The 21,010-nt window shown below is 33.3% G+C and carries 17 protein-coding genes; 11 read left to right on the forward strand and 6 right to left on the reverse strand.

Translation table 11 applies throughout. The features are described from left to right. Positions 1 to 111 precede the first annotated feature (111 nt). From IQ05_RS05920 to IQ05_RS05930, 3 genes are all read right to left on the reverse strand, one after another. Positions 112 to 453, reverse strand: a complete 342-nt coding sequence (locus tag IQ05_RS05920; RefSeq protein ID WP_244289530.1) for a hypothetical protein — start codon at positions 451 to 453, stop codon at positions 112 to 114. Positions 454 to 532: 79 nt separating this feature from the next. Further along, positions 533 to 1,570: a response regulator gene (locus tag IQ05_RS05925; RefSeq protein ID WP_244289531.1), complete on the reverse strand. Its 1,038-nt coding sequence runs from the start codon at positions 1,568 to 1,570 to the stop codon at positions 533 to 535. Then, complete coding sequence (locus IQ05_RS05930; protein WP_144890988.1) at positions 1,567 to 2,754, reverse strand: PAS domain-containing sensor histidine kinase; 1,188 nt, start codon at positions 2,752 to 2,754, stop codon at positions 1,567 to 1,569. The genes IQ05_RS05925 and IQ05_RS05930 overlap by 4 nt, the downstream gene beginning before the upstream one ends. A gap of 231 nt (positions 2,755 to 2,985) precedes the next feature. Here IQ05_RS05930 and IQ05_RS05935 point away from each other — a divergent pair, with 231 nt between their 5' ends. The 11 genes from IQ05_RS05935 (at position 2,986) to IQ05_RS05985 (ending at position 16,654) form a co-directional block, all read left to right on the forward strand. Continuing rightward, positions 2,986 to 3,642 (forward strand): BON domain-containing protein, encoded by a 657-nt coding sequence (locus IQ05_RS05935; RefSeq protein WP_144890990.1) that lies wholly within the window; start codon positions 2,986 to 2,988, stop codon positions 3,640 to 3,642. Positions 3,643 to 3,940: 298 nt separating this feature from the next. Further along, positions 3,941 to 4,648: a type 1 glutamine amidotransferase domain-containing protein gene (locus IQ05_RS05940; protein ID WP_144890992.1), complete on the forward strand. Its 708-nt coding sequence runs from the start codon at positions 3,941 to 3,943 to the stop codon at positions 4,646 to 4,648. 1 nt (position 4,649) lies between these two features. Further along, positions 4,650 to 6,104: an OmpA family protein gene (locus IQ05_RS05945; RefSeq protein WP_158634577.1), complete on the forward strand. Its 1,455-nt coding sequence runs from the start codon at positions 4,650 to 4,652 to the stop codon at positions 6,102 to 6,104. A 53-nt stretch (positions 6,105 to 6,157) separates the two neighbouring features. Continuing rightward, positions 6,158 to 7,204, forward strand: coding sequence for a glycoside hydrolase family 130 protein (locus IQ05_RS05950; protein ID WP_144890996.1), 1,047 nt, complete (start codon positions 6,158 to 6,160; stop codon positions 7,202 to 7,204). After that, a complete protein-coding gene (locus tag IQ05_RS05955) occupies positions 7,194 to 9,560 on the forward strand; it encodes a glycosyltransferase (RefSeq protein ID WP_144890998.1) in 2,367 nt (788 codons plus the stop codon). The genes IQ05_RS05950 and IQ05_RS05955 overlap by 11 nt, the downstream gene beginning before the upstream one ends. Before the next feature lie 85 nt (positions 9,561 to 9,645). Next, a complete protein-coding gene (locus IQ05_RS05960) occupies positions 9,646 to 10,305 on the forward strand; it encodes a BON domain-containing protein (RefSeq protein ID WP_144891000.1) in 660 nt (219 codons plus the stop codon). Positions 10,306 to 10,331: 26 nt separating this feature from the next. Then, complete coding sequence (locus tag IQ05_RS05965; protein ID WP_144891002.1) at positions 10,332 to 10,547, forward strand: hypothetical protein; 216 nt, start codon at positions 10,332 to 10,334, stop codon at positions 10,545 to 10,547. Between the two features lie 13 nt (positions 10,548 to 10,560). Continuing rightward, positions 10,561 to 10,863, forward strand: a complete 303-nt coding sequence (locus tag IQ05_RS05970; RefSeq protein ID WP_144891004.1) for a hypothetical protein — start codon at positions 10,561 to 10,563, stop codon at positions 10,861 to 10,863. 345 nt (positions 10,864 to 11,208) lie between these two features. After that, positions 11,209 to 11,499, forward strand: a complete 291-nt coding sequence (locus IQ05_RS15445; RefSeq protein WP_208653352.1) for a heavy metal-binding domain-containing protein — start codon at positions 11,209 to 11,211, stop codon at positions 11,497 to 11,499. Between the two features lie 74 nt (positions 11,500 to 11,573). After that, positions 11,574 to 14,111 (forward strand): heavy metal translocating P-type ATPase, encoded by a 2,538-nt coding sequence (locus tag IQ05_RS05980; protein ID WP_144891006.1) that lies wholly within the window; start codon positions 11,574 to 11,576, stop codon positions 14,109 to 14,111. Between the two features lie 44 nt (positions 14,112 to 14,155). Continuing rightward, positions 14,156 to 16,654, forward strand: coding sequence for a cation-translocating P-type ATPase (locus IQ05_RS05985; RefSeq protein ID WP_144891008.1), 2,499 nt, complete (start codon positions 14,156 to 14,158; stop codon positions 16,652 to 16,654). 212 nt (positions 16,655 to 16,866) lie between these two features. On the opposite strand, the gene IQ05_RS05990 is transcribed toward IQ05_RS05985, so the two are convergent. The 3 genes from IQ05_RS05990 to IQ05_RS06000 form a co-directional block, all read right to left on the reverse strand. After that, positions 16,867 to 17,886: a carboxypeptidase-like regulatory domain-containing protein gene (locus tag IQ05_RS05990; protein WP_144891010.1), complete on the reverse strand. Its 1,020-nt coding sequence runs from the start codon at positions 17,884 to 17,886 to the stop codon at positions 16,867 to 16,869. Between the two features lie 6 nt (positions 17,887 to 17,892). Continuing rightward, positions 17,893 to 18,513, reverse strand: a complete 621-nt coding sequence (locus IQ05_RS05995) for an L-threonylcarbamoyladenylate synthase (RefSeq protein ID WP_144891012.1) — start codon at positions 18,511 to 18,513, stop codon at positions 17,893 to 17,895. A 65-nt stretch (positions 18,514 to 18,578) separates the two neighbouring features. Beyond that, positions 18,579 to 20,915 (reverse strand): ATP-dependent helicase, encoded by a 2,337-nt coding sequence (locus tag IQ05_RS06000; RefSeq protein WP_144891014.1) that lies wholly within the window; start codon positions 20,913 to 20,915, stop codon positions 18,579 to 18,581. Between the last annotated feature and the right edge of the window lie 95 nt (positions 20,916 to 21,010).

The raw sequence follows: 21,010 nt of genomic DNA on the forward strand, positions 1-21,010 counted from the left end.
TTGATTATTAGTTTTTGTGTATCGCTATTTCAGGACAAGACATTTGAAATTGTCCTTGGTTGATTATTGTGATCCAATATTGAAATAGGATATTGTAAGGAAATATACTGACTAGGAGTCAAATTTTTTTATAAAATAAAAAAAGGCTTGATCGCTAATGATTGATATGGAACTAGCGAACTGATTAGAAATGTTATAGCTATTTACTGTAATAGGGTAATTGATATTTAAACCATTAATCTTACTCAAAAGATCAGGATATAGATTCCAATAATCGATTAAAGATTTAAAATCAGCTTCATCTAGAATCAGTTTTTCGAAGTAATTATAGTACACCATAGTTACTGGAAAATCTATTTTTACGATATCATCATCAGTAGCATTTGCATTAATATTATCTACTACTTTTTGATAATCGGCAACAGTATTTACGGCACTTTTAATGAACTTCAAACCTCATCTTTTGAATATTGAAAACAAACAAATTTCAATTTCAATTTATTAATTAAAATCTACATCTTTTAATAAGAAACTAGTTCTTCATTTTACTGATTTTATCATAATCAAGAATTGTTACTGTACTTCCTTTTCTTTCAATCAGTCCTTCATTTTTAAATTCGGTTAAGGTACGGCTAACGGTTTCAGAGGCAGTTCCCGTAAGTGCTGCAAGTTCATCTCTACTAATTCTAATAGTAGTATCATGCTTAAACAACTGCAAAAGTGCTTCCGCAATTCGTTTTCGTACTGATTGGTATGCCAGCTGCAGGAGACTCGCGTCTTTATTTCGAATTTCATTGGATAATATTTCAAGAAATTTTCCAGCAATATCAGGGTAATGCTGCAACATTTTATCAAATTGTATTTTAGGAAAAAAACACAAATAACTATCTTCCATGGCAGTTGCCGTATCATCATACGGTTTATTGCAAAGAATGATATTTATCCCTAAAAAATCCTCCTCTTGGTATATTCCTGTCATGAGTTCATGTCCATCTTCGGTCATTTTAATAGTCTTAATTTTCCCCGAGACTACAAGGTAAATTCCTGTTGCATTATCGCCCTCATAATGTATTACCTGATTCTTTTTAAAAAATCTAGTTTTTCGTTCGTCTATAATTTTTTTTAATTTTTTTAATCCACTGTTTTCAGAAACCAGCTTATCTAAATTTTCTAATGATTTACTATAAAAATGGTGCTGGCTTTCTTTTTTTTTTAATCTGCTTTCAATAGCATTTAAAAGTTCTAATCTCCCAAATGGCTTTGTAAGATAATCATCGGCACCCATTTCCATTCCCTTACGCAAATCAAGTCGCTCGGATTTTGAAGTAATAAAAATAAAGGGGATAGCGGTGGTTTCTAGATTTTTATTTAAAAGATACAGTACATCATAACCATCTAGCACAGGCATCATGATATCACACAAAATTACATCAGGTAAATAGAGTAAAGCTTTATCAACTCCTTCCTTGCCATTTTTAGCAACAAAAACTTCATAGTCTGCCAATTCAAGAATTTCTACTATATTTTCTCTTATTTCATTATTGTCTTCAATTACTAATACTTTGCTCATATCGATGAAAATGTTAGTGTGAATGATGTTCCTTCATTTATAGTACTTACATAGGATATAGAACCATTCATTAAGGCGATATAACGCGCCACAATATTTAAACCAAGTCCAGTTCCTGGGATATTACCAGTATTATGTGCTCTGAAAAAAGGTTCGAATAAATGCAATTGATCTTCTTCAGGAATTCCAATTCCTTCATCCTTCACGCAAATGATACAATGGCTGTCATTAATTTCTGTTGTAAATTCAATAGTACAACCATCCTCTGAATATTTTATAGCATTGGTAATTAGATTGATAATACTATTTTTAATTAAATTTTGGTCTAGGGTTATGAGTTTCTGACATCCATTATGGGAAAAATGTATTTGCTGTTTTTCTTTGGCTAGTAATTGCATCTCTTCTGTAATTTCTTCCGCTAATTGTACCAGATCAAAACATGTTGGTTTAGCTTTTACATTGCCTACTTCTAATTGTTCTATGTATAAAAAATCATTCAATACAGTAGTTAAATTTGTTACAGCATTAATTATTTTACCCGCATGTTTAATGATATTAGCATTATTTAACGGCTCAGCATATTTTTCGATGAGAGAAGCTGATAAATGTGCCGTACTCAATGGAGTTCGAAATTCATGCGAAGCCATAGATAAAAACCTATTTTTTAATTTACTGATTAGTTTTTCCTTCTCTAAACTGGCACTTACTTTTGCTTTTGCTTTTTCAAGTGCTTTAATCGTATCGTTTAAGGTTTTTGTTCGCTCTTCTACAAGTTCTTCTAGATGGGAAGCATAATTTTTAAGGCGCTCCTCATCCTTTTTTTGCTGGGTAAGATCATGAATAAATCCGGCGTAAATTTTTCTTCCTGCATGTTTCACTTCACTTACACCTATTTTAAATGTAAATTGATTACCATTCTTAGTTTTACCAATGAGCTCTCTTCCTATTCCCATAATATGCGATTGACCAGACATTTTGTAGTATTTTAAATAGGAATCATGAGCCACTTTATCGTCAAAAGGCATTAGCATTGAAATATTTTCACCTAATACTTCTGGTTCAGCATAATCAAAAAGTTTACATGCAGATGGATTTATGCTTTCAACAATGCCCAATTCATCAATAGTTATGATACCGTCAATAGCGTTATGCACAAGGGCATCTAGTAAAGCAGATTTCTCCATAACTTATTTTGTCAAAGTGTATTGACTTATGTAAAGATAAGGCCACCTGAGTAGTTATCTCCTTATATTATTATATCTATATCTTTTGAAATTTACTCTTTTAAGCTTTAAAGAATCATAAGTGACGTAAATCACATATAGTTCAGCCGATGCTCATTTCAATACAATACTATATAAACCAACTTTGTAAAGTTCTTTAAAACAATATAGTATTGATATTAAAAACGGAAAATGATAACAGATGATATTTTACGGCAAAATGTAATTCAAGCATTAAAATGGGAACTTTTTAGTGTTGATTGCACTATAATAGTCATTTCAAATAATAGAGTAATTACTCTAAAAGGTAATGTAGATACCTATAAAAAGAAAACGCAAGCCGAAAGAATATCAAGTGCAATATCCGGAGTACAATCAGTAATCAATAAAATTGATGTAACAATAAATCGCTTGGAACAGAAAAAAGATATAGCAATCACAAATGAAATTCTTACTATTTTCAGATGGAACTGGAATACACTAAATGATACCATTAAAGTTAAGGTACTTGAAGGATGGGTAACGCTATCTGGAGAATTAGAATGGAACTATCAAAAAGAAGCTGCTAAAGAAGCTATTACAAGTCTAATTGGTGTAAAAGGAGTTAGTAATAAAATTAATATAAAATCTCAATTGGATACTAAAATAGACAAAACGACTCTTAGACTTGCACTAGAAAACCATCTTGCATTGGATTCAAAAGATATTGAAATTGAGGTATCAGATTCAAAGATAATTTTAAAAGGTTCTGTGGAATCATGGTATCAAAAAGAAATTGCAGGATTTATTGCTTGGAAAACAAGAGGTGTTGTAAGTGTTGAAAATGAATTACTGATTGAAGATGAATAGATTAAATCATTTAAAATCTAACTAAAAAAATAAACATCACCAATTTTAATTAGTAAGGAATATTAAAAAAAAACGAATATCAAAACTTTAAAAAAAGTCCTAAGTTCTTTTCAAAATTAAAGTTTAAAAGTGCTTGGCATCACTTTTTGATGTGCGTATGGTCATTTCCAATTCAACCAAATAGACTCAAATTTGAATTTAAAAGTTTCTTGAATTACGATACGGGTAAAATACTGTAAATAGATAATCTCAAGTAGAATTCTAAAAAAGAATAATGTTTTAAATAAATAGTAGCGACATGAAAATACTTATTGTACTTACATCACATGATGTTTTAGGAACCAGTGGCCTAAAAACGGGGTTTTGGATAGAGGAATTCGCAGCTCCTTATTTTATTTTTAAAGATGCAGGTGCTATAATCACAATTGCTTCTCCAAAGGGTGATCAGCCTCCAGTTGACCCGAAGAGTGAAGACAAAGAAGCACAAACCCAATATACTCAAAGATTTTACAAAGACAATACTGCTATTGACTTAGTAGCGCATTCTATAAAATTAAGCGAAATAAACCAAGCGGATTATGATGCTGTATTTTATCCTGGTGGCCATGGTCCGTTATGGGATTTGGCAAATGATCCAGATTCTATACATCTCATTGAAGACTTTTACAATAACAAAAAACCAATTGCCTTTGTATGTCATGCACCAGCTGCTTTAGTACATGTTAAAATTCAAAATGGTGATTATTTAGTAAAGGGAAAACAACTAACAGGATTTTCTAATACCGAAGAAGAAGCAGTCCAGCTAAGCAAAATAGTACCTTTTTTACTGGAAGATGAACTTACTAAATTAGGTGGACTTTATAGTAAGGGAAAAGATTCTGAATCTTATGTAAAGCAAGATGGTTTGCTGGTCACAGGACAAAATGCAGCCTCATCAGTAGCAGTGGCAAAATTACTGCTAGAAACACTTGAAGGCGAAAAAATTACTAATCTAAATGACAATTAAAATGAAAAAAATACAACTAGTATGTATATGCTTAGCGTATGCAGCAGCCTTAAATGCACAAACTGCCGACAAAAAATGGAACATTGGTATTCATGGAGGTGCAACACAATATCATGGAGATCTTGGACGCAGTTTTTACAAAACAGATAAAGCTATGTATGGCTTTGGAGGAGTATCTGTTTCTAGATATTTAGGAAAACTTTTTGATGCCAATTTGTTATTAACCAAAGGTACTATTGGATACAATGGTGACACGGGGAGTTTTAAAAGCGATTTTAATGCAACTTCATTCAACCTGCGTTTCAACCTGACCGCTCCAGAATATGTTATTAGACCTTACGTGTTAGCTGGTGTCGGTATTATCCTTTTTGACAATCAGGTTAATTTTGATCAAGATAGAATTGACTATGCCTTGCCTACTGCTGGAGCGGGTATCAATTTTAGATTATCTCCAGAAATTATGCTGAATCTTCAAGAAACTTTTTCTTTCTCTAATAAAGACCGAAGAGATGGAGTGACCGCAGGCGAAAAAGACAGCTACCTCTCGCACATGATTGGGCTAACCTTTAATCTTGGAAGTGTAAAAGATGCCGATCAGGATGGAGTTTCAGACAAAAATGACAACTGTTCTGATACTCCAACAGGAATTAGTGTGGATAAAAAAGGCTGTCCTTTAGATCGGGATAAAGATGGTATTGCTGATTATTTAGACAGTTGTCCCGACGTTTCAGGAACTGCTTCATTGAATGGTTGTCCAGACAAGGATAACGATGGTGTTGCTGATTCAGAGGATCGATGTCCAGAACTAGCGGGTCCTAAGGCTTTAAAAGGCTGTCCAGATAGTGATAACGATGGTGTGCCTGATTTAGATGATAAATGCCCCAATACAAAAGCAGGAAGTCGTGTAGATAAAGTGGGTTGTATCATGGATAGCGATAACGATGGTGTCATGGACGATATGGATCGTTGTCCTGATGTTGCAGGATTACTAGCTTTAAAAGGATGCCCAGATAGCGATGGAGACGGAATTGCTAATTTAGACGACAGATGTCCCGAAGTTAAAGGTACGATGGCAAACAAAGGATGCCCCGAAATTACAAAACAAGATGCAGTGCGTATTACTTATTTAGGAAGCAAAATATTCTTTGAAAACAATAGCGATAAACTAAAAGTAGCCTCCTTATCGCAACTGGATGAACTTACAAAAATACTATTCAAATACGATGCTGCTAGTTTAGTCATTGAAGGTTATACAGATAGTAACGGATCAGATCAATTTAATATTGAATTATCACAAAAACGAACCGAGTCTGTTCGGAATTATTTGATTGGGAAAGGAATTGCTTCGGCCAGAATAACAGGAATAGGAAAAGGCGAAAGTAATCCTATAGCAACCAATACTACAGCTCTGGGACGTGCTAAGAATCGTAGGGTTGAATTGAAAACAAACTATTAAATTAATTTAGTGAAGATTGACAACAGTCAATCTTCACTTCAATTATAAAACAAATGATACAAGTCAAAAAAGAAGGGGTATTATTAGCCAAAACGTTAATTCCATTTGAAGATGAGGGTGTACTAAATCCAGCTGCCATAAGAGAAGGCCATTTTGTACATATGTTTTATCGTGCCGTAAGCCAAGGCAATCATTCTAGTATTGGGTATTGTAAACTCAATGGGCCATTATCAGTATTTGATAGGCACAAGAAATCATTGCTAGCACCTGAATTTGACTACGAATGTCAAGGCATGGAAGATCCTAGGATTGTAAAAATAGAAGACACATACTACTTAACTTATACTGCCTATGATGGTATAAACGCGTTAGGATGTCTTGCTATTTCTATAGATTTAATTCATTTTGAAAAAAAAGGAATTATAGTTCCACAAATTAGCTATGCTGCATTTGATCAACTGGCAGAGCAAAGTAGTCCTATTAATAAAAAATATTTTCGTTACAACGAACACATTGGTGTTTTAGAATCTGATTTGGAAAAATCACTGATTTGGGATAAAAATGTTATTTTTTTTCCAAGGAAAATTAAAGGGAAATTTCACTTCATGCATCGAATAAAACCTGATATTCAAATAGTTGTAGGCGTTGAAAATTTAAAAGATTTGACCGAAGCCTTCTATCAAGATTATCTAAGTAATTTTAATGATCATGTGCTGCTTAGTTCAAAACATGATCATGAAATTAGTTATGTAGGTGGTGGCTGTCCTCCCATAGAAACAGATCAAGGATGGCTAATCATTTACCACGGTGTCAAAGATGGTCTTTACGGATATATATATTCGGCATGTGCCGCTTTACTAGATTTGGAGGAACCAAGAAAAGAAATCGCTCGCTTACCTTATCCCCTATTTAAACCCGAATTAGATTGGGAACTAAAAGGCGAAGTAAATAACGTTTGTTTCCCAACGGGAGCTGTAGTATTCGATGACACTTTATACATTTATTATGGTGCTGCAGACGAGAGAATTGCTACTGCTTCTGTTTCCGTTTCGGCATTAATCAAAGAATTATTACTTTACAATAAACAAGATGATAAATAAACTAAGATCAAATCGAAACAAAACATTTCCAGCTCAAAATGGTACATCTTATAATTTGAATAAAACTCAAATCAAAGAAAAAGAAAGCCTGCCCGAAATCTTATTTATTACTACTTATCCGCCGCGTGAATGTGGTATAGCTACGTATTCGCAGGATTTAATTTTAGCATTAAACAACAAATTCCAAAATACCTTCAACATTAAAATTGCAGCATTGGAATTACAAAATAATAGGTATTCTTATAATGATGAGGTCACTTATGTTTTAGAAACAGACAATACATATTCTTATCATGCTCTTGCACAAAATATCAATAGCAATAAGGAGATAGCTCTTGCATTAATCCAACATGAGTTTGGTTTATTCAAAACGAATGAAGCTGACTTTATCCTTTGCTTAAAAGCGATAAATAAACCCATAATTATTGTTTTTCATACTGTGCTACCCAATCCGAATGCGATACTAAAAGAAAACATAGCCGAAATGAATACGCTTGTAGATTCATTTATAGTTATGACAAATGCTTCGGCAAAATTATTGGAAAACGATTACGGTATTTTAAAAAATAAGATTACCGTTATTCCACACGGAACTCATTTAGTAAAACATACGGATAAGGAAGCTTTAAAAGAAAAATACAACTTATCAAAAAGAAGAGTGATTTCAACTTTTGGTTTATTGAGTTCTGGAAAATCAATAGAAACTACATTGGATGCCATGCCCTTAATTGTTGTTGAAAATCCAGATATTCTTTTTCTTATAATTGGGAAAACGCATCCTTCGGTTGTTAAGGAAGAAGGTGAAATATACCGCGACAGTTTGGAACAAAAAATCAAAATATTAGGACTAAAAGAACATGTAAAATTCATCAATTCTTATTTACCACTTGAGCAATTACTGGATTATTTACAACTCACAGATATTTATCTTTTTACCTCCAAAGACCCAAATCAAGCGGTGAGCGGTACATTTTCTTATGCTATAAGTTGTGGTTGCCCTGTAATATCTACCCCTATTCCCCATGCTTCTGAATTATTAAAAAATGGAGGTGGAATAATTATTGACTTCGAAAATTCAGAGCAATTGCAAAAACAAGTTTTAAATTTATTAAACAATCCACAGTTGTGTAAAGAAATCTCCAATAAAGGCATTCATAAAATGGCACCAACAGCTTGGGAAAACGCTGCAATTGCACATGCGTTGTTGTTAAATAGTGTAATGGATCGAAAATCTAAATTAAAGTACAAAACCCCCGCAATCAATTTAGAACACTTTAAAAGTTTGACTACACCTTTTGCAATGATACAATTCTCCATTATCAATAAGCCTGATTTAAATAGCGGCTACACTCTAGATGATAATGCAAGAGCATTAGTAGCCATGTGTCAGCATTTTGAATTGACAAATGATGATAAAGATTTGGCCTATATCATTCAATATTATCAGTTTATTCAGTTTTGTCAACAAAAAGATGGCTCCTTTTTGAATTATGTAAACGAAAATAAAAAGTTTACAGATCAAAATAGTGAAAATCTAGAAGATTCTAACGGAAGAGCAATATGGGCATTAGGATTTCTAGTTTCTATGCATGATTTATTACCAGAATCATTAATCACCAAAGCCAAAAAAACAATGCAAGCTGCCTTGGTATCAGCTACCAGCATGCATTCAACAAGGGCGATGGCTTTTACTATAAAAGGGATTTATTACAGTAATAAAAAAGAAATGAATTTTGAAAATAAGGCGCTCATAAAACTATTAGCAAACCGATTAGTTCAGATGTACAGACACGAATCTAAAGCAAATTGGCATTGGTTTGAGAGCTATATGACCTATGGAAACAGCATTCTTCCCGAAGCCATACTTTGTGCTTACCTTGCTACCGGCGACATGATTTACAAAGAAATAGCCAAGACTTCTTTTGATTTTTTATTATCAAAAACAATAACGGAAAATAGTATCAAAGTCATTTCGAATAAAGGATGGTTACACTATAACAAGGCCGTTACAAAAGAAGTAATTGGCGGAGAACAACCTATTGATGTTGCTTACACCATCTTGGCTTTAGCCAAATTTTACAATACTTTTAAAATCACTGCCTATCTACATAAAATGGAAACAGCTTTTAGTTGGTTTCTTGGTAACAACCATCTCCAAAAAATTATTTACAACCCTTGTACGGGTGGTTGTTATGATGGACTAGAAGAAGATTACATCAATCTTAATCAGGGAGCTGAGTCAACTGTGAGTTATCTTATGGCACGACTAACAATCCAAAAATGCAGAGAGGAAATAGAATACCATAAGGCCAAAACAGTTTTTATTGAAAATAGAAATTTGGAGCTTATAAATTAAAAATCATTTTAAATACTCTAGTTCATAAGACGATTTCAAATGAAACCACAGCTTTGTATTCAAACAAAAACTAAATAATTTCAAAATGAAAAGCAACGAAGAACTGCAAAAAAATGTTGTGGACGCCATCAATTGGGAACCCCTACTGCAAGCCGCAGAAATTGGGGTTATGACTAATAGAGGCGTAGTTACTCTAACCGGATCAGTAAATACTTATGCCAAAAAAAACGAAGCCGAACAAGCTGCTAAAAACGTAGCAGGAGTAGCTAATGTAATCGAAGATATCAAAGTTGTTTGTGGTACTGATGAAAGTAGACCCGATACTGAAATTAAGAATGTAATTGAGAATATTTTTATGTGGCATTGGGATATTCCAACCGAAAAAATTAAAGTCCTTGTTGAAAATGGATGGGTATTTTTAAGTGGCCAACTGGAATGGAACTATCAAAAAGAAGCAACTAAAAATGCACTTAATAACCTCATCGGAATTACAGGAATAACAAATAATATCAAGATAATATCAACATCCAAAGACACTATCAAAAAAAAAGATATTCAAACTGCCATAGAGCGCAATGGTGCCATTAAGAACAAAGACATCCGTGTTTATGTAGTTGATAATGTGGTCACTTTAATTGGACACGTAGATTCTTGCTATCAAAAAAATGAGGCTAGCAGAATTGCGTGGAATGCTCCAGGTGTTACGCAAGTACAAAATGATTTATATATTGAATTTGATGACTAAAAATCCCTTCTCATAAATCTTTAAAAATGCAAACAACTATTGGAATTATTGAATTAAATCTTGCAAGAATAACTGATAAATTGTCAAAAATCTTAGTGGATAATCCTGTTATAGATACCAAAACTAAAAAGGTACGCAGGTTTACTGAAGAACTTGATTTAAATGCCAAGCAAAAATTTTTTGAGGCAAAGTTTTATGAAATTGACACATTGATTGACAGAGTTGTAAAACATATAAAGTAAATAGTATCAAAAAATGGACAAAGTAAAAAAGGATAGTCTGGTTATGGTAATAACTGCTGCTGAAAAACTCGGATTTCATTCCCAATTTAAAGTAAATGGAAAAAATATGATTTCATTAAAAACGGATATTCGATTCCACAGTAATGAAGTTAGAATAGTTCATTTCTATCGTTTTGAAGGTGCATCAAATCTTGAGTACACTTCTATCATTTACATTATTGAATGCGATAATGGGGAGAAAGGCACTTTGGTTGATGGGTTTGATACAACAACAGAAACTGCCAACTTTATGCTCAACGTTAAAAATCAAGAATAACTGAAAGAATGTCAAACACACAATAGTTTTACAAAAACTAAAATAGAATGTTTGTTTAATCTAAAAATTCTTTAACTTCCGAAAACCACCGAAGCCGATTTAAAAAAACTATATTGAAAACTCACCAAGATGTACAGCTAGTTTAAACAGTTATTCCTTCCTACTTAAAATATAAAATATGCTACAACTATAAATACTAGTTTATCAATCCCAAAATCAGTAAATTAGTATTATTTATTGCAATAAAATAAATTAATTATGCACGACCTTCATTAAATTCTAAACAAAAGGTAATTGTATCGCTTAACATGGTCTAACTATTTATGAATTAAAATCTAAAAAAAAATGAAAAAAATACTCTTTTCAGCCATAGTAATGGCAACCGTATTGGTATCTTGTAATAAAAAAAATACTGAAACTAGAACAGATCATTCCCTCATGATGAACAATGATAGTACCATGATGGACAATGACAGTACAATAATGAACAATAAAACTAAAATGATGGGGAATCAAGAAAATAGGTATGCCTGCACAATGCATCCCGAAGTACAAGGAAAAATGAATGACAAATGCTCAAAATGTGGTATGAAATTAACAGAGCCTGTTCCTGAAAAAACAGAGGAAAGTAAATAATTCAACATTACAAAACTGAATTGAACTTAGTAAGTTATTACAAGTTTAATTTATCGTATTTATTGAAATAAAAAATGATACACACTTACAACATTACCGGAATGACTTGTGATGGTTGTCGCACCAAAGTCGAAAAAATATTGAATGCTATGGATGGCGTTGAAGCAAAAGTTTCATTACATCCACCAATAGCTACTATTACTATGGTAAAGCACATTCCTACAACACAGTTTCAAGAAGCTTTAGCTGCTGATGGAAAATATAATATAGAAATGATTAACGGTGAAATACCTCAACTGGTAATAACCAATGAAACTACTTCAAAATCTTGTTGCTCTACTCATACCCATAGCGATAAAAAAGAAATTAAAGTGCCAGTTACTACTAATGGCAAATATTATTGTCCGATGCATTGTGAGGGCGAAAAAGTATATGATAAAGCAGGCGATTGTCCTGTATGTGGAATGGATTTAGTCAAAGGACCAGACTTGACTGTTAGTAAAGCCTCATATACTTGTCCAATGCATCCCGAAGTTATTAGCGAAACGCCAGGCGCTTGCCCTATTTGCGGAATGGATTTAGTACCAATGAATCCAAGTGATACCGAAGACCAAAAGACCTATAAAGATTTGGTCAAAAAAATGAAAATAGCGGTTGTATTTACTGTTCCTATTTTCGTGATTTCAATGTTAGAAATGGTACACAACAATCCATTATTAAAATTAATGGAGACCTCAAAATGGAATTGGATACAACTACTTTTATCTCTTCCTGTTGTTTTTTACGCCTGTTGGATGTTTTTTGAGCGTGCCTGGAAATCTATAATTACTTGGAACTTGAATATGTTCACCTTAGTCGGAATTGGGTCTGGTGTTGCTTTTCTGTTTAGTTTGGTTGGATTGTTTTTTCCAAATATTTTTCCAGCTGAATTCAAAACACACAACGGATCCGTTTCACTTTATTTTGAAGCGACAACGGTCATATTAACGTTGGTTTTATTAGGGCAATTACTCGAAGCCAGAGCGCACAGTCAAACAAGCGGAGCTATCAAAGAATTATTAAAGCTCTCGCCAACCGAAGCTACTTTGGTAATCGATGGAAACGATAAAGTAATCTCAATTCACGATATCAAAAAAGGCGACTTATTGCGGGTAAAACCTGGAGAAAAAATTCCTGTGGATGGAAAAATAACCGATGGCGAAAGCAGCATTGATGAAGCCATGATTACGGGCGAACCCATTCCTATAGACAAAAAGAAAGACGATAATGTAATTGCAGGAACAATAAACGGTAATAAATCCTTTGTCATGATGGCTGAAAAAGTAGGTTCAGAAACCTTGCTTTCACAAATCGTTCAAATGGTAAATGATGCTTCTCGATCAAGAGCGCCTATTCAAAAATTAGCCGATAAGATTGCTAAATATTTCGTACCCACTGTAGTTATTATTTCTGCTATAACCTTTTTCATTTGGGCAAAATTTGGTCCTGAACCATCATTAGTATATGGATTTATAAATGCCATAGCGGTATTAATTATTGCTTGTCCTTGCGCTTTAGGCTTGGCAACACCCATGTCAATTATGGTTGGCGTGGGGAAAGGGGCACAATCAGGAGTTTTAATAAAGAATGCTGAGGCCTTAGAGAATATGAATAAGGTTAATGTGCTAATAACCGATAAAACTGGAACAATAACGGAAGGAAAACCATCGGTAGAAAAGGTTTATTCGTCAAATAATGACGAAAATGATCTTTTACAAAACATCGCTTCATTAAATCAATACAGTGAACATCCTTTGGCGCAAGCCGTTGTAAATTATGCTAAAACAAAATCTATTTCTTTAATTGAAGTTAAAGATTTTGAAGCCATTGCAGGAAAAGGAGTTATAGGAACAGTAACCAATAAAAAGATCGCATTAGGCAATAAAAAACTAATGGAACAAGTAAAAGCTGCAGTTTCAGATGATTTAGAAAACAAAATTAGCACCGAACAAAAACTTGGAAAAACCGTTTCTTATATTGCTGTAGATGGCGTTGCTGTTGGTTTTGTATCCATTACCGATGCTATAAAAACATCTAGCGCAGCAGCCATAAAAGAATTAATGCGTCAAGGTATAGAAGTAATTATGTTAACTGGCGACAATGTGAATACTGCCAAAGCTGTTGCGGATGACCTAAATTTAACTTCTTACAAAGCAGGTTGTTTACCCGAAGATAAACTCAAAGAAATAAAACGATTACAAGCAGAAGGCAATATTGTAGCTATGGCAGGAGATGGTATCAATGATGCACCTGCATTAGCGCAAGCTGACATTGGAATTGCAATGGGGACAGGAACCGATGCAGCCATAGAAAGTGCCAAGATAACTTTAGTAAAAGGCGATTTACAAGGCATCGTAAAAGCCAAAAATTTAAGCCATGCCGTTATGAGAAATAGTAAGCAAAACCTATTTTTTGCCTTTTTCTATAACGTGCTAGGTGTACCAATCGCAGCAGGAGTTTTATATCCATTTTTTGGAATTTTGCTTTCGCCAATGATAGCTGCGCTAGCAATGAGCTTTAGTTCAGTTTCAGTAATAGGAAATGCATTGCGATTGCGGAATTTGAAACTTTAAACCTAGATATTAAACTAAAATCCTCAATATTAACATACTTTTCTATGAATTCTAATACGTTTAATATTAATGGTTTATCAGATGCGCAAGTAGTTGAAGCAAGAGAAAAATACGGTCAGAATAAAACGGTCTATAAAAAAACCAATATGTTTTTAAATGGCTTAATTCAGATTGTCAAAGATCCTATGACCATTTTATTACTGGTCGCATCAACTATTTATTTCGTATGCGGAAAAACTTCGGATGGTATTTTTTTAGCTTCAGCAATTATATTGATAGCTATAATTTCATCTTATCAAAAAGCAAGAAGTCATAACGCTTTAGAAAAATTAAAAGATTTTACAAAACCCAAATGCAAAGTCATTAGAAATAGTGAAGTTATCGAAATAAAGACAGAAGAATTAGTAATAGGTGACAGTTTATTAATTGAAGAAGGAAATGCAATTGCAGCTGATGGAATTATTGAATCCTCTAATGATTTTTCTGTAAATGAATCAATCCTCACTGGAGAATCTATGTCGGTTACCAAAGACAAATCGACCAAAGATAACGCTGTTTATCACGGTACAACCGTAGCAAGCGGACTAGCAATTGCAACCATTACTGCTATTGGCGCCGAAACTAAATTAGGGAAAATAGGTAAAAGCCTAGAAGAAATTCAAGAAGAGAAAACGCCCTTAGAAGTTCAAATTGGCAATTTTGTAAAAAAAATGGCTATTGCAGGAGCCGTAATTTTTGTGATTGTTTGGATAATAAATTTTTTAAATTCTCATAATATATTAGACAGCTTGCTCAAAGCATTAACACTTGCTATGAGTGTTTTACCCGAAGAAATTCCTATTGCATTTACCACTTTTATGGCTCTTGGTGCTTGGCGAATGATGGAAAATGGAATTATCGTTAAACAAATGAAGACTGTAGAAACTTTAGGAAGCGCTACAGTAATTTGCATTGACAAAACAGGAACGATTACCGAAAATAAAATGAGTCTCGCTAAAATATTTACACTCAAATCTCAAAAAATTACAGCTATTGGAAATAAATTATCCAATGAAGAAAAAGAATTAATTACCACCTCCATGTGGGCAAGTGAACCCGTTCCTTTTGATCCCATGGAAACAGCCTTGCACGAAATCTATTCTAAAGTTATTGAAAAGGATCAAAGGCCCGATTTTAAAATGATTCATGAATATCCATTATCTGGAAAACCTCCTATGATGACCCATATTTTTGAAAATAAAACCGGAGAAATGATCATTGCTGCCAAAGGTGCTTCAGAAGCTATAATGGCCATTTCAAAACTTTCGAATGAAGAAAAAGCCGCAATCTTAGGCGCAATAAAGGAATTATCAGCTGAAGGATATCGAATTTTAGCCGTTGGAAAAGCTATTTTTGAAGGAAAAAATTATCCAAAAACCCAACAAGAATTTCAATTTGAATTCTATGGACTTGTAGCTTTTTATGACCCGCCAAAGAAAAATATCCATCTCGTGTTGCAACATTTCTATAAAGCAGGAATTAAAGTAAAAATCATCACTGGAGACAATGCCGAAACCACTTCATCAATAGCCAAACAAATAGGATTTATAGGCTATGAGAAAAGTATTTCGGGTGACGATTTAATGCAATTATCAGATAACGAATTTAAAAAACAAGTTTCAGAAATCAATTTATTTACTAGAATGTTTCCTGAGGCAAAACTAAAAATCATAAATGCATTAAAATCTAATTCAGAAATTGTGGCCATGACTGGAGATGGTGTCAACGATGGTCCTGCACTAAAAGCTGCTCATATAGGCATTGCAATGGGAAAAAAAGGCACCGAAATTGCTAAACAAGCGGCATCACTTATTTTAATCAATGATGATTTATCAAAAATGGTAGATGCTATTGCAATGGGTAGAAAAATTTTTTCAAATTTAAAAAAAGCAATACAATTTATCATATCCATACATATTCCTATTATACTTACCGTATTTATCCCTTTGGCATTAGGATGGATTTATCCCAATATTTTTTCGCCCATTCACATTATATTTTTAGAATTAGTTATGGGGCCAACTTGTTCCATAGTATATGAAAATGAGCCTATGGAAAAGAATACAATGACACAAAAACCAAGACCATTTACCACTACCTTTTTTAGCTGGAAAGAACTTTCTACAAGTATACTTCAGGGTTTGATTATTACAATAGGAACTTTATCTGTTTATCAATTTTCGGTATATAATGGCTTTAATGAAAACATCACACGAACAATGGTTTTCTTGGTTTTAGTTACTTCAAATATATTTTTAACTTTAATAAACCGTTCTTTTTATTATTCTATTTTTACCACTATAAGATATAAAAACAATTTGGTCTTCATAATTATAGGAATTACTATAGCTATTACAGGATTATTGCTTTATCTAAAACCACTTACCATTTTTTTTCAATTTGAACATCTTACTGTGAATCAAGTGTTTATAGCCACTGGAGTTGGTGCAGCTTCTGTATTATGGTATGAGTTGGTTAAAGTGTGGAAGCGTTATACTAAATAAATGGGTTTAATAACGGGTTGAACTAATCTAAGTAGAAAAAAGAAAAAAAAAATTTCACTCTTGTTTTAAATCTAATCTAGTACGATTTATGTAATCTATTCAGGGAATATCAAATAGTAGATTACTGATATTCTTTTTGCTCTTAAATAAGGTCAATAAACACAATTGTACAATTGCCTTTTGATTATGTATCGATTTTATTTAGATTGTAATTAATTGATTCCATAATCCATAGGAAGCATATCCCCTACTTTTTGTTCACTCATTGGACCCGAAAAATATATTTTATCCGAGTGGGAGTTATTTCCAAATTTGTCAACATAAAAAGTTGAAGTTTCAAAAATTATTTTGGATTGATCACCATTTCTCAAGAGATCAAATTCAGCTAAAACTTTCATCTGAGGTTGTTTATTTTTTAAGGTAGAAACTGTAACTTTCTTATAATCTAAAGTATCCTTAACAGTAAAAAAACCTATTGGATTGACTTCCCACCCGCCTCTAAACAATCTAAAATTGTCATTTTTCCAGTTATTAGCTGCAACACTTCTAAAAAAATGCAATCGAGATCCATCATATACTTCATCCCGTTTTCTCTTTATTTTATCAAGATTTGAAATGCTTTCAAAACGAGTTAAACCCGCATAATAACAGCTTCTAATCCCATTTGGTTTAGTCTTCCAAGGGTATAAATTACATTCAAATTTTACAAGCTGGTAATTGATCTTGTATCCAAGGGAATTATTGAGGATACGTATGGGCTCATCTGCAAATGCCTCAAGTATATTCGTTTTTGTATTGTAAGTAAAATAAATATCTTCTTCGTTTTCAATAACAGAACTTTTTCCATTTTTTGTACTTCCCAAAAACTGCTTTTTGAAAACTATCATTTTTTGTGCTCTACTAAATCCGTCGCGTTGCACTACTACCTCTCGGAGCACATTAACAGACATATTAAGTTTTATGTTTAAGAATTCATTTGGTTTAAAATTAGTGAGATACTCAGAGGTATACCCCAAGCAACTAATAACAAGAATACTATTTAACTTAGCCCCAAAATGTAGCGTAAAAAATCCGTTTTTATCTGTTAGAGTTCCTAATGTTGTTCCATCAAAATAAACATTTACTGCTGCAATAGGTTTTGATTGCTCATCTACAACTTTACCCGTAATGGATTGCCCAAAAAAGTTTTGTGTCAAAAAAAGGAAGTAAAAAATGAAAATAAAATTTTTCATAAAAAATTATATGATACTCAAATCTCCTTTTCCTTCTCTAATCACAATAGGCTCATCTCCAGATAAATCTATAATACTGGATCCTATATTGTCACCATAACCACCATCAATGACAAGGTCTACAAGGTTTTGCCATTTCTCAAATATTAATTCAGGATCAGTTGTATATTCAATTACATCATCTTCATCCCTTATTGAGGTAGAAACTATGGGATTCCCTAGTTGTTTTACTATTTCAAGAACTATACTGTTGTTTGGAACCCTGATCCCTACTGTAGTTTTCTTTTTAAACTCTTTTGGTAAATTGTTATTACCAGGCAAAATGAAAGTATACGGTCCAGGAAGTGCTCTCTTTAAAATTTTGAATGTGGGTGTATCTATCTGCTTCACATAATCTGACAAGTTGCTTAAATCATGACAAATAAAAGAGAAGTTTGCTTTGTCAAGTTTGATTCCTTTGATTTTTGCAATGCGCTCAAGAGCCTTTGTATTTGTAATATCGCAACCCAAACCATACACCGTATCTGTGGGATAAATAACTAACCCTCCATCACGAAGTGTTTTTACCACTTTTGCTATTGCAGCTTCGTTGGGATTATTTTCGTAAATTTTAATAAATTGAGCCATTTTTTATATTTTAAATTGCTTTAATTATGAATTTCTAATACCCTTTGAAGGATTAATTTTAAATCTTATTCAATGATATTCAGTTTGGCAAAGCGTAATAATAATTTTTTTATCCCTCCAACTTCAAATTTAATTTCAGCTTTCTTATCAGCGCCAACTCCTTCTAAATTTAAAACTTCACCTTTGCCAAAACGTTCGTGCATCACAATTTTACCAGCCATGAGACCCGAATCAAGCATTCCTGTATTAGTTGATGGCGCGTTACTATTTAAAGGTTTTAATTTTCGAATTGTAATCTCCTGATTACGTTCTGGTTCACTATAATTTTTTACGGGTGGAACTCCATTAGCTGGCTTTGCAAGACGTAATTTAGATTTATCAATATCCCCAAAGATATCACTATCAATCATGGGTTTGTACCTATAATTATTTTCTGGAGGTGTCATGTATTCCAGATATTGACTGTCAATTTCTTCAATAAATCGAGACGGTTCACTATCTGTTAATTTACCCCAGCGGTACCTAGATTGAGAATAGGTTAAATACGCTTGATGCTCAGCCCTAGTGAGCGCTACGTAAAACAAACGACGTTCTTCTTCAAGTTCGCTTCGGGTACTCATACTCATGGCACTTGGAAACAAATCTTCTTCCATTCCCACCACAAAAACATGAGGAAATTCTAATCCTTTTGCCAAGTGAATTGTCATAAGTGCCACACGATCTTCGTCACTGGTATCTTTGTCCAAATCTGTTGCTAAGGCTACATCCTCCATGAACTCCGCTAGAGATCCTCTGGCGCCATCAACCTCAACTTGGCCTTCGGTAAAGTCCTTGATACCGTTTAACAATTCTTCAATATTTTGAATCTTAGCCATTCCCTCAGGAGTAGCATCTTTCTTAAGTTCTTGAATTAAACCTGTTTTCTTGGCTACATGTTCGGCAAGATAAAAGGCATCCTGATTTTCATTAATGGCCTGAAAACTCTGAACCATGGTTACAAAATCCAATAGTTTCTGTTTGGTTCCCGAGTTTAATTTTAAATCAATTCGCTCAATATTCTGCATTACTTCAAAAATAGAACGCTTGTAATGATTTGCAGCAATGGTTAGTTTTTCAATAGTTGTATTTCCTATTCCTCTTGCCGGATAATTAATCACACGCATTAAGGCCTCTTCATCCTTTGGATTAATAACTAGTCTAAGATAGCACAAAACATCTTTTACCTCTTTTCTTTGGTAAAAAGATAAGCCTCCATAAATACGATAAGGAATGTCTCTTTTTCTCAAAGCATCTTCCATAGCACGGGATTGCGCATTGGTTCTGTATAAAATGGCAAAAGCACCGTTTGGTAATTGTTGCTGCATTTTTTGCTCCCAAATAGTACTTGCCACAAAGCGCCCTTCTTCATTATCTGTTAAGCTTCTATGAACTTTTATTTTGGGACCAAAATCATTTGCGGTCCAAACAATCTTATCTAGCTTAACCTTATTTTTATCGATTATGGTATTCGCAGCTTCAACAATATTTTTTGTGGAACGGTAATTTTGCTCTAATCTAAAGGTTTTTACACCTTCATAATCTTTTTGGAAATTAAGAATGTTATTGATGTTTGCACCTCGAAAAGCATAAATACTTTGAGCATCATCTCCCACAACGCAAATATTTTGAAATTTATCAGATAAAGCTCTTACAATTAAATATTGAGAGTGATTGGTATCTTGGTACTCATCAACAAGTATGTATCTAAAACGGTTTTGGTACTTGGCTAAAATTTCTGGGAAACGTGTAAGCAACTCGTTCGTTTTTAATAACAAATCATCAAAATCCATAGCACCTGCTTTAAAGCAGCGGTCTACATAATTTTGATAAATTTCGCCCATTCTAGGTTTTTTAGACATAGCATCGGCTTCTTGTAATTCAGGATTGTTAAAGTAGGCTTTTACGGTTATCAAACTATTCTTGAAATTAGAAATACGCCCTAAAACTTGTTTGGGTTTGTACACATCCCTATCCAGTTGCATTTCTTTAATAATTCCCGAAATAGCTCGAAGTGAATCCTGCGAATCGTAAATGGTAAAGTTAGATGGATATCCTAAATGTTCAGCCTCTGAACGTAAAATTCGGGCAAAAACCGAGTGAAAAGTACCCATCCATAAGTTTTTGGCTTCGCCTGCTCCTACTATGTCTGAGATTCTTTTTTTCATCTCACGAGCCGCTTTATTGGTAAACGTAAGTGAAAGTATGCTAAATGCATCAACCCCTTGATGCATGAGGTAAGCAATTCTTATGGTCAACACCCTAGTTTTTCCTGAGCCTGCACCAGCAATAATGATCATTGGCCCATCTTTTTGTAAAACAGGTTCACGTTGGGCTTCATTAAGTTGATCTATATAATTCTGCATGGATAATAGTATATTTTGTAGAGCAAAAATAACGAATTTGAACGAAGTTTTAGATGTAAATACGACAACATTTGCATTTGTATATTTGAATCTAA

The organism is Flavobacterium tiangeerense (assembly GCF_007830355.1).
Classification (GTDB): Bacteria; Bacteroidota; Bacteroidia; order Flavobacteriales; family Flavobacteriaceae; genus Flavobacterium; species Flavobacterium tiangeerense.

Coding starts and splice junctions, on each gene's coding strand:
- IQ05_RS05925 (WP_244289531.1), bottom strand. CDS start 1,570: ATGAGCAAAGTATTAGTAATTGAAGACAATAATGAAATAAGAGAAAAT.
- IQ05_RS05930 (WP_144890988.1), bottom strand. CDS start 2,754: ATGGAGAAATCTGCTTTACTAGATGCCCTTGTGCATAACGCTATTGAC.
- IQ05_RS05935 (WP_144890990.1), top strand. CDS start 2,986: ATGATAACAGATGATATTTTACGGCAAAATGTAATTCAAGCATTAAAA.
- IQ05_RS05940 (WP_144890992.1), top strand. CDS start 3,941: ATGAAAATACTTATTGTACTTACATCACATGATGTTTTAGGAACCAGT.
- IQ05_RS05945 (WP_158634577.1), top strand. CDS start 4,650: ATGAAAAAAATACAACTAGTATGTATATGCTTAGCGTATGCAGCAGCC.
- IQ05_RS05950 (WP_144890996.1), top strand. CDS start 6,158: ATGATACAAGTCAAAAAAGAAGGGGTATTATTAGCCAAAACGTTAATT.
- IQ05_RS05955 (WP_144890998.1), top strand. CDS start 7,194: ATGATAAATAAACTAAGATCAAATCGAAACAAAACATTTCCAGCTCAA.
- IQ05_RS05960 (WP_144891000.1), top strand. CDS start 9,646: ATGAAAAGCAACGAAGAACTGCAAAAAAATGTTGTGGACGCCATCAAT.
- IQ05_RS05965 (WP_144891002.1), top strand. CDS start 10,332: ATGCAAACAACTATTGGAATTATTGAATTAAATCTTGCAAGAATAACT.
- IQ05_RS05970 (WP_144891004.1), top strand. CDS start 10,561: ATGGACAAAGTAAAAAAGGATAGTCTGGTTATGGTAATAACTGCTGCT.
- IQ05_RS15445 (WP_208653352.1), top strand. CDS start 11,209: ATGAAAAAAATACTCTTTTCAGCCATAGTAATGGCAACCGTATTGGTA.
- IQ05_RS05980 (WP_144891006.1), top strand. CDS start 11,574: ATGATACACACTTACAACATTACCGGAATGACTTGTGATGGTTGTCGC.
- IQ05_RS05985 (WP_144891008.1), top strand. CDS start 14,156: ATGAATTCTAATACGTTTAATATTAATGGTTTATCAGATGCGCAAGTA.
- IQ05_RS05990 (WP_144891010.1), bottom strand. CDS start 17,886: ATGAAAAATTTTATTTTCATTTTTTACTTCCTTTTTTTGACACAAAAC.
- IQ05_RS05995 (WP_144891012.1), bottom strand. CDS start 18,513: ATGGCTCAATTTATTAAAATTTACGAAAATAATCCCAACGAAGCTGCA.
- IQ05_RS06000 (WP_144891014.1), bottom strand. CDS start 20,915: ATGCAGAATTATATAGATCAACTTAATGAAGCCCAACGTGAACCTGTT.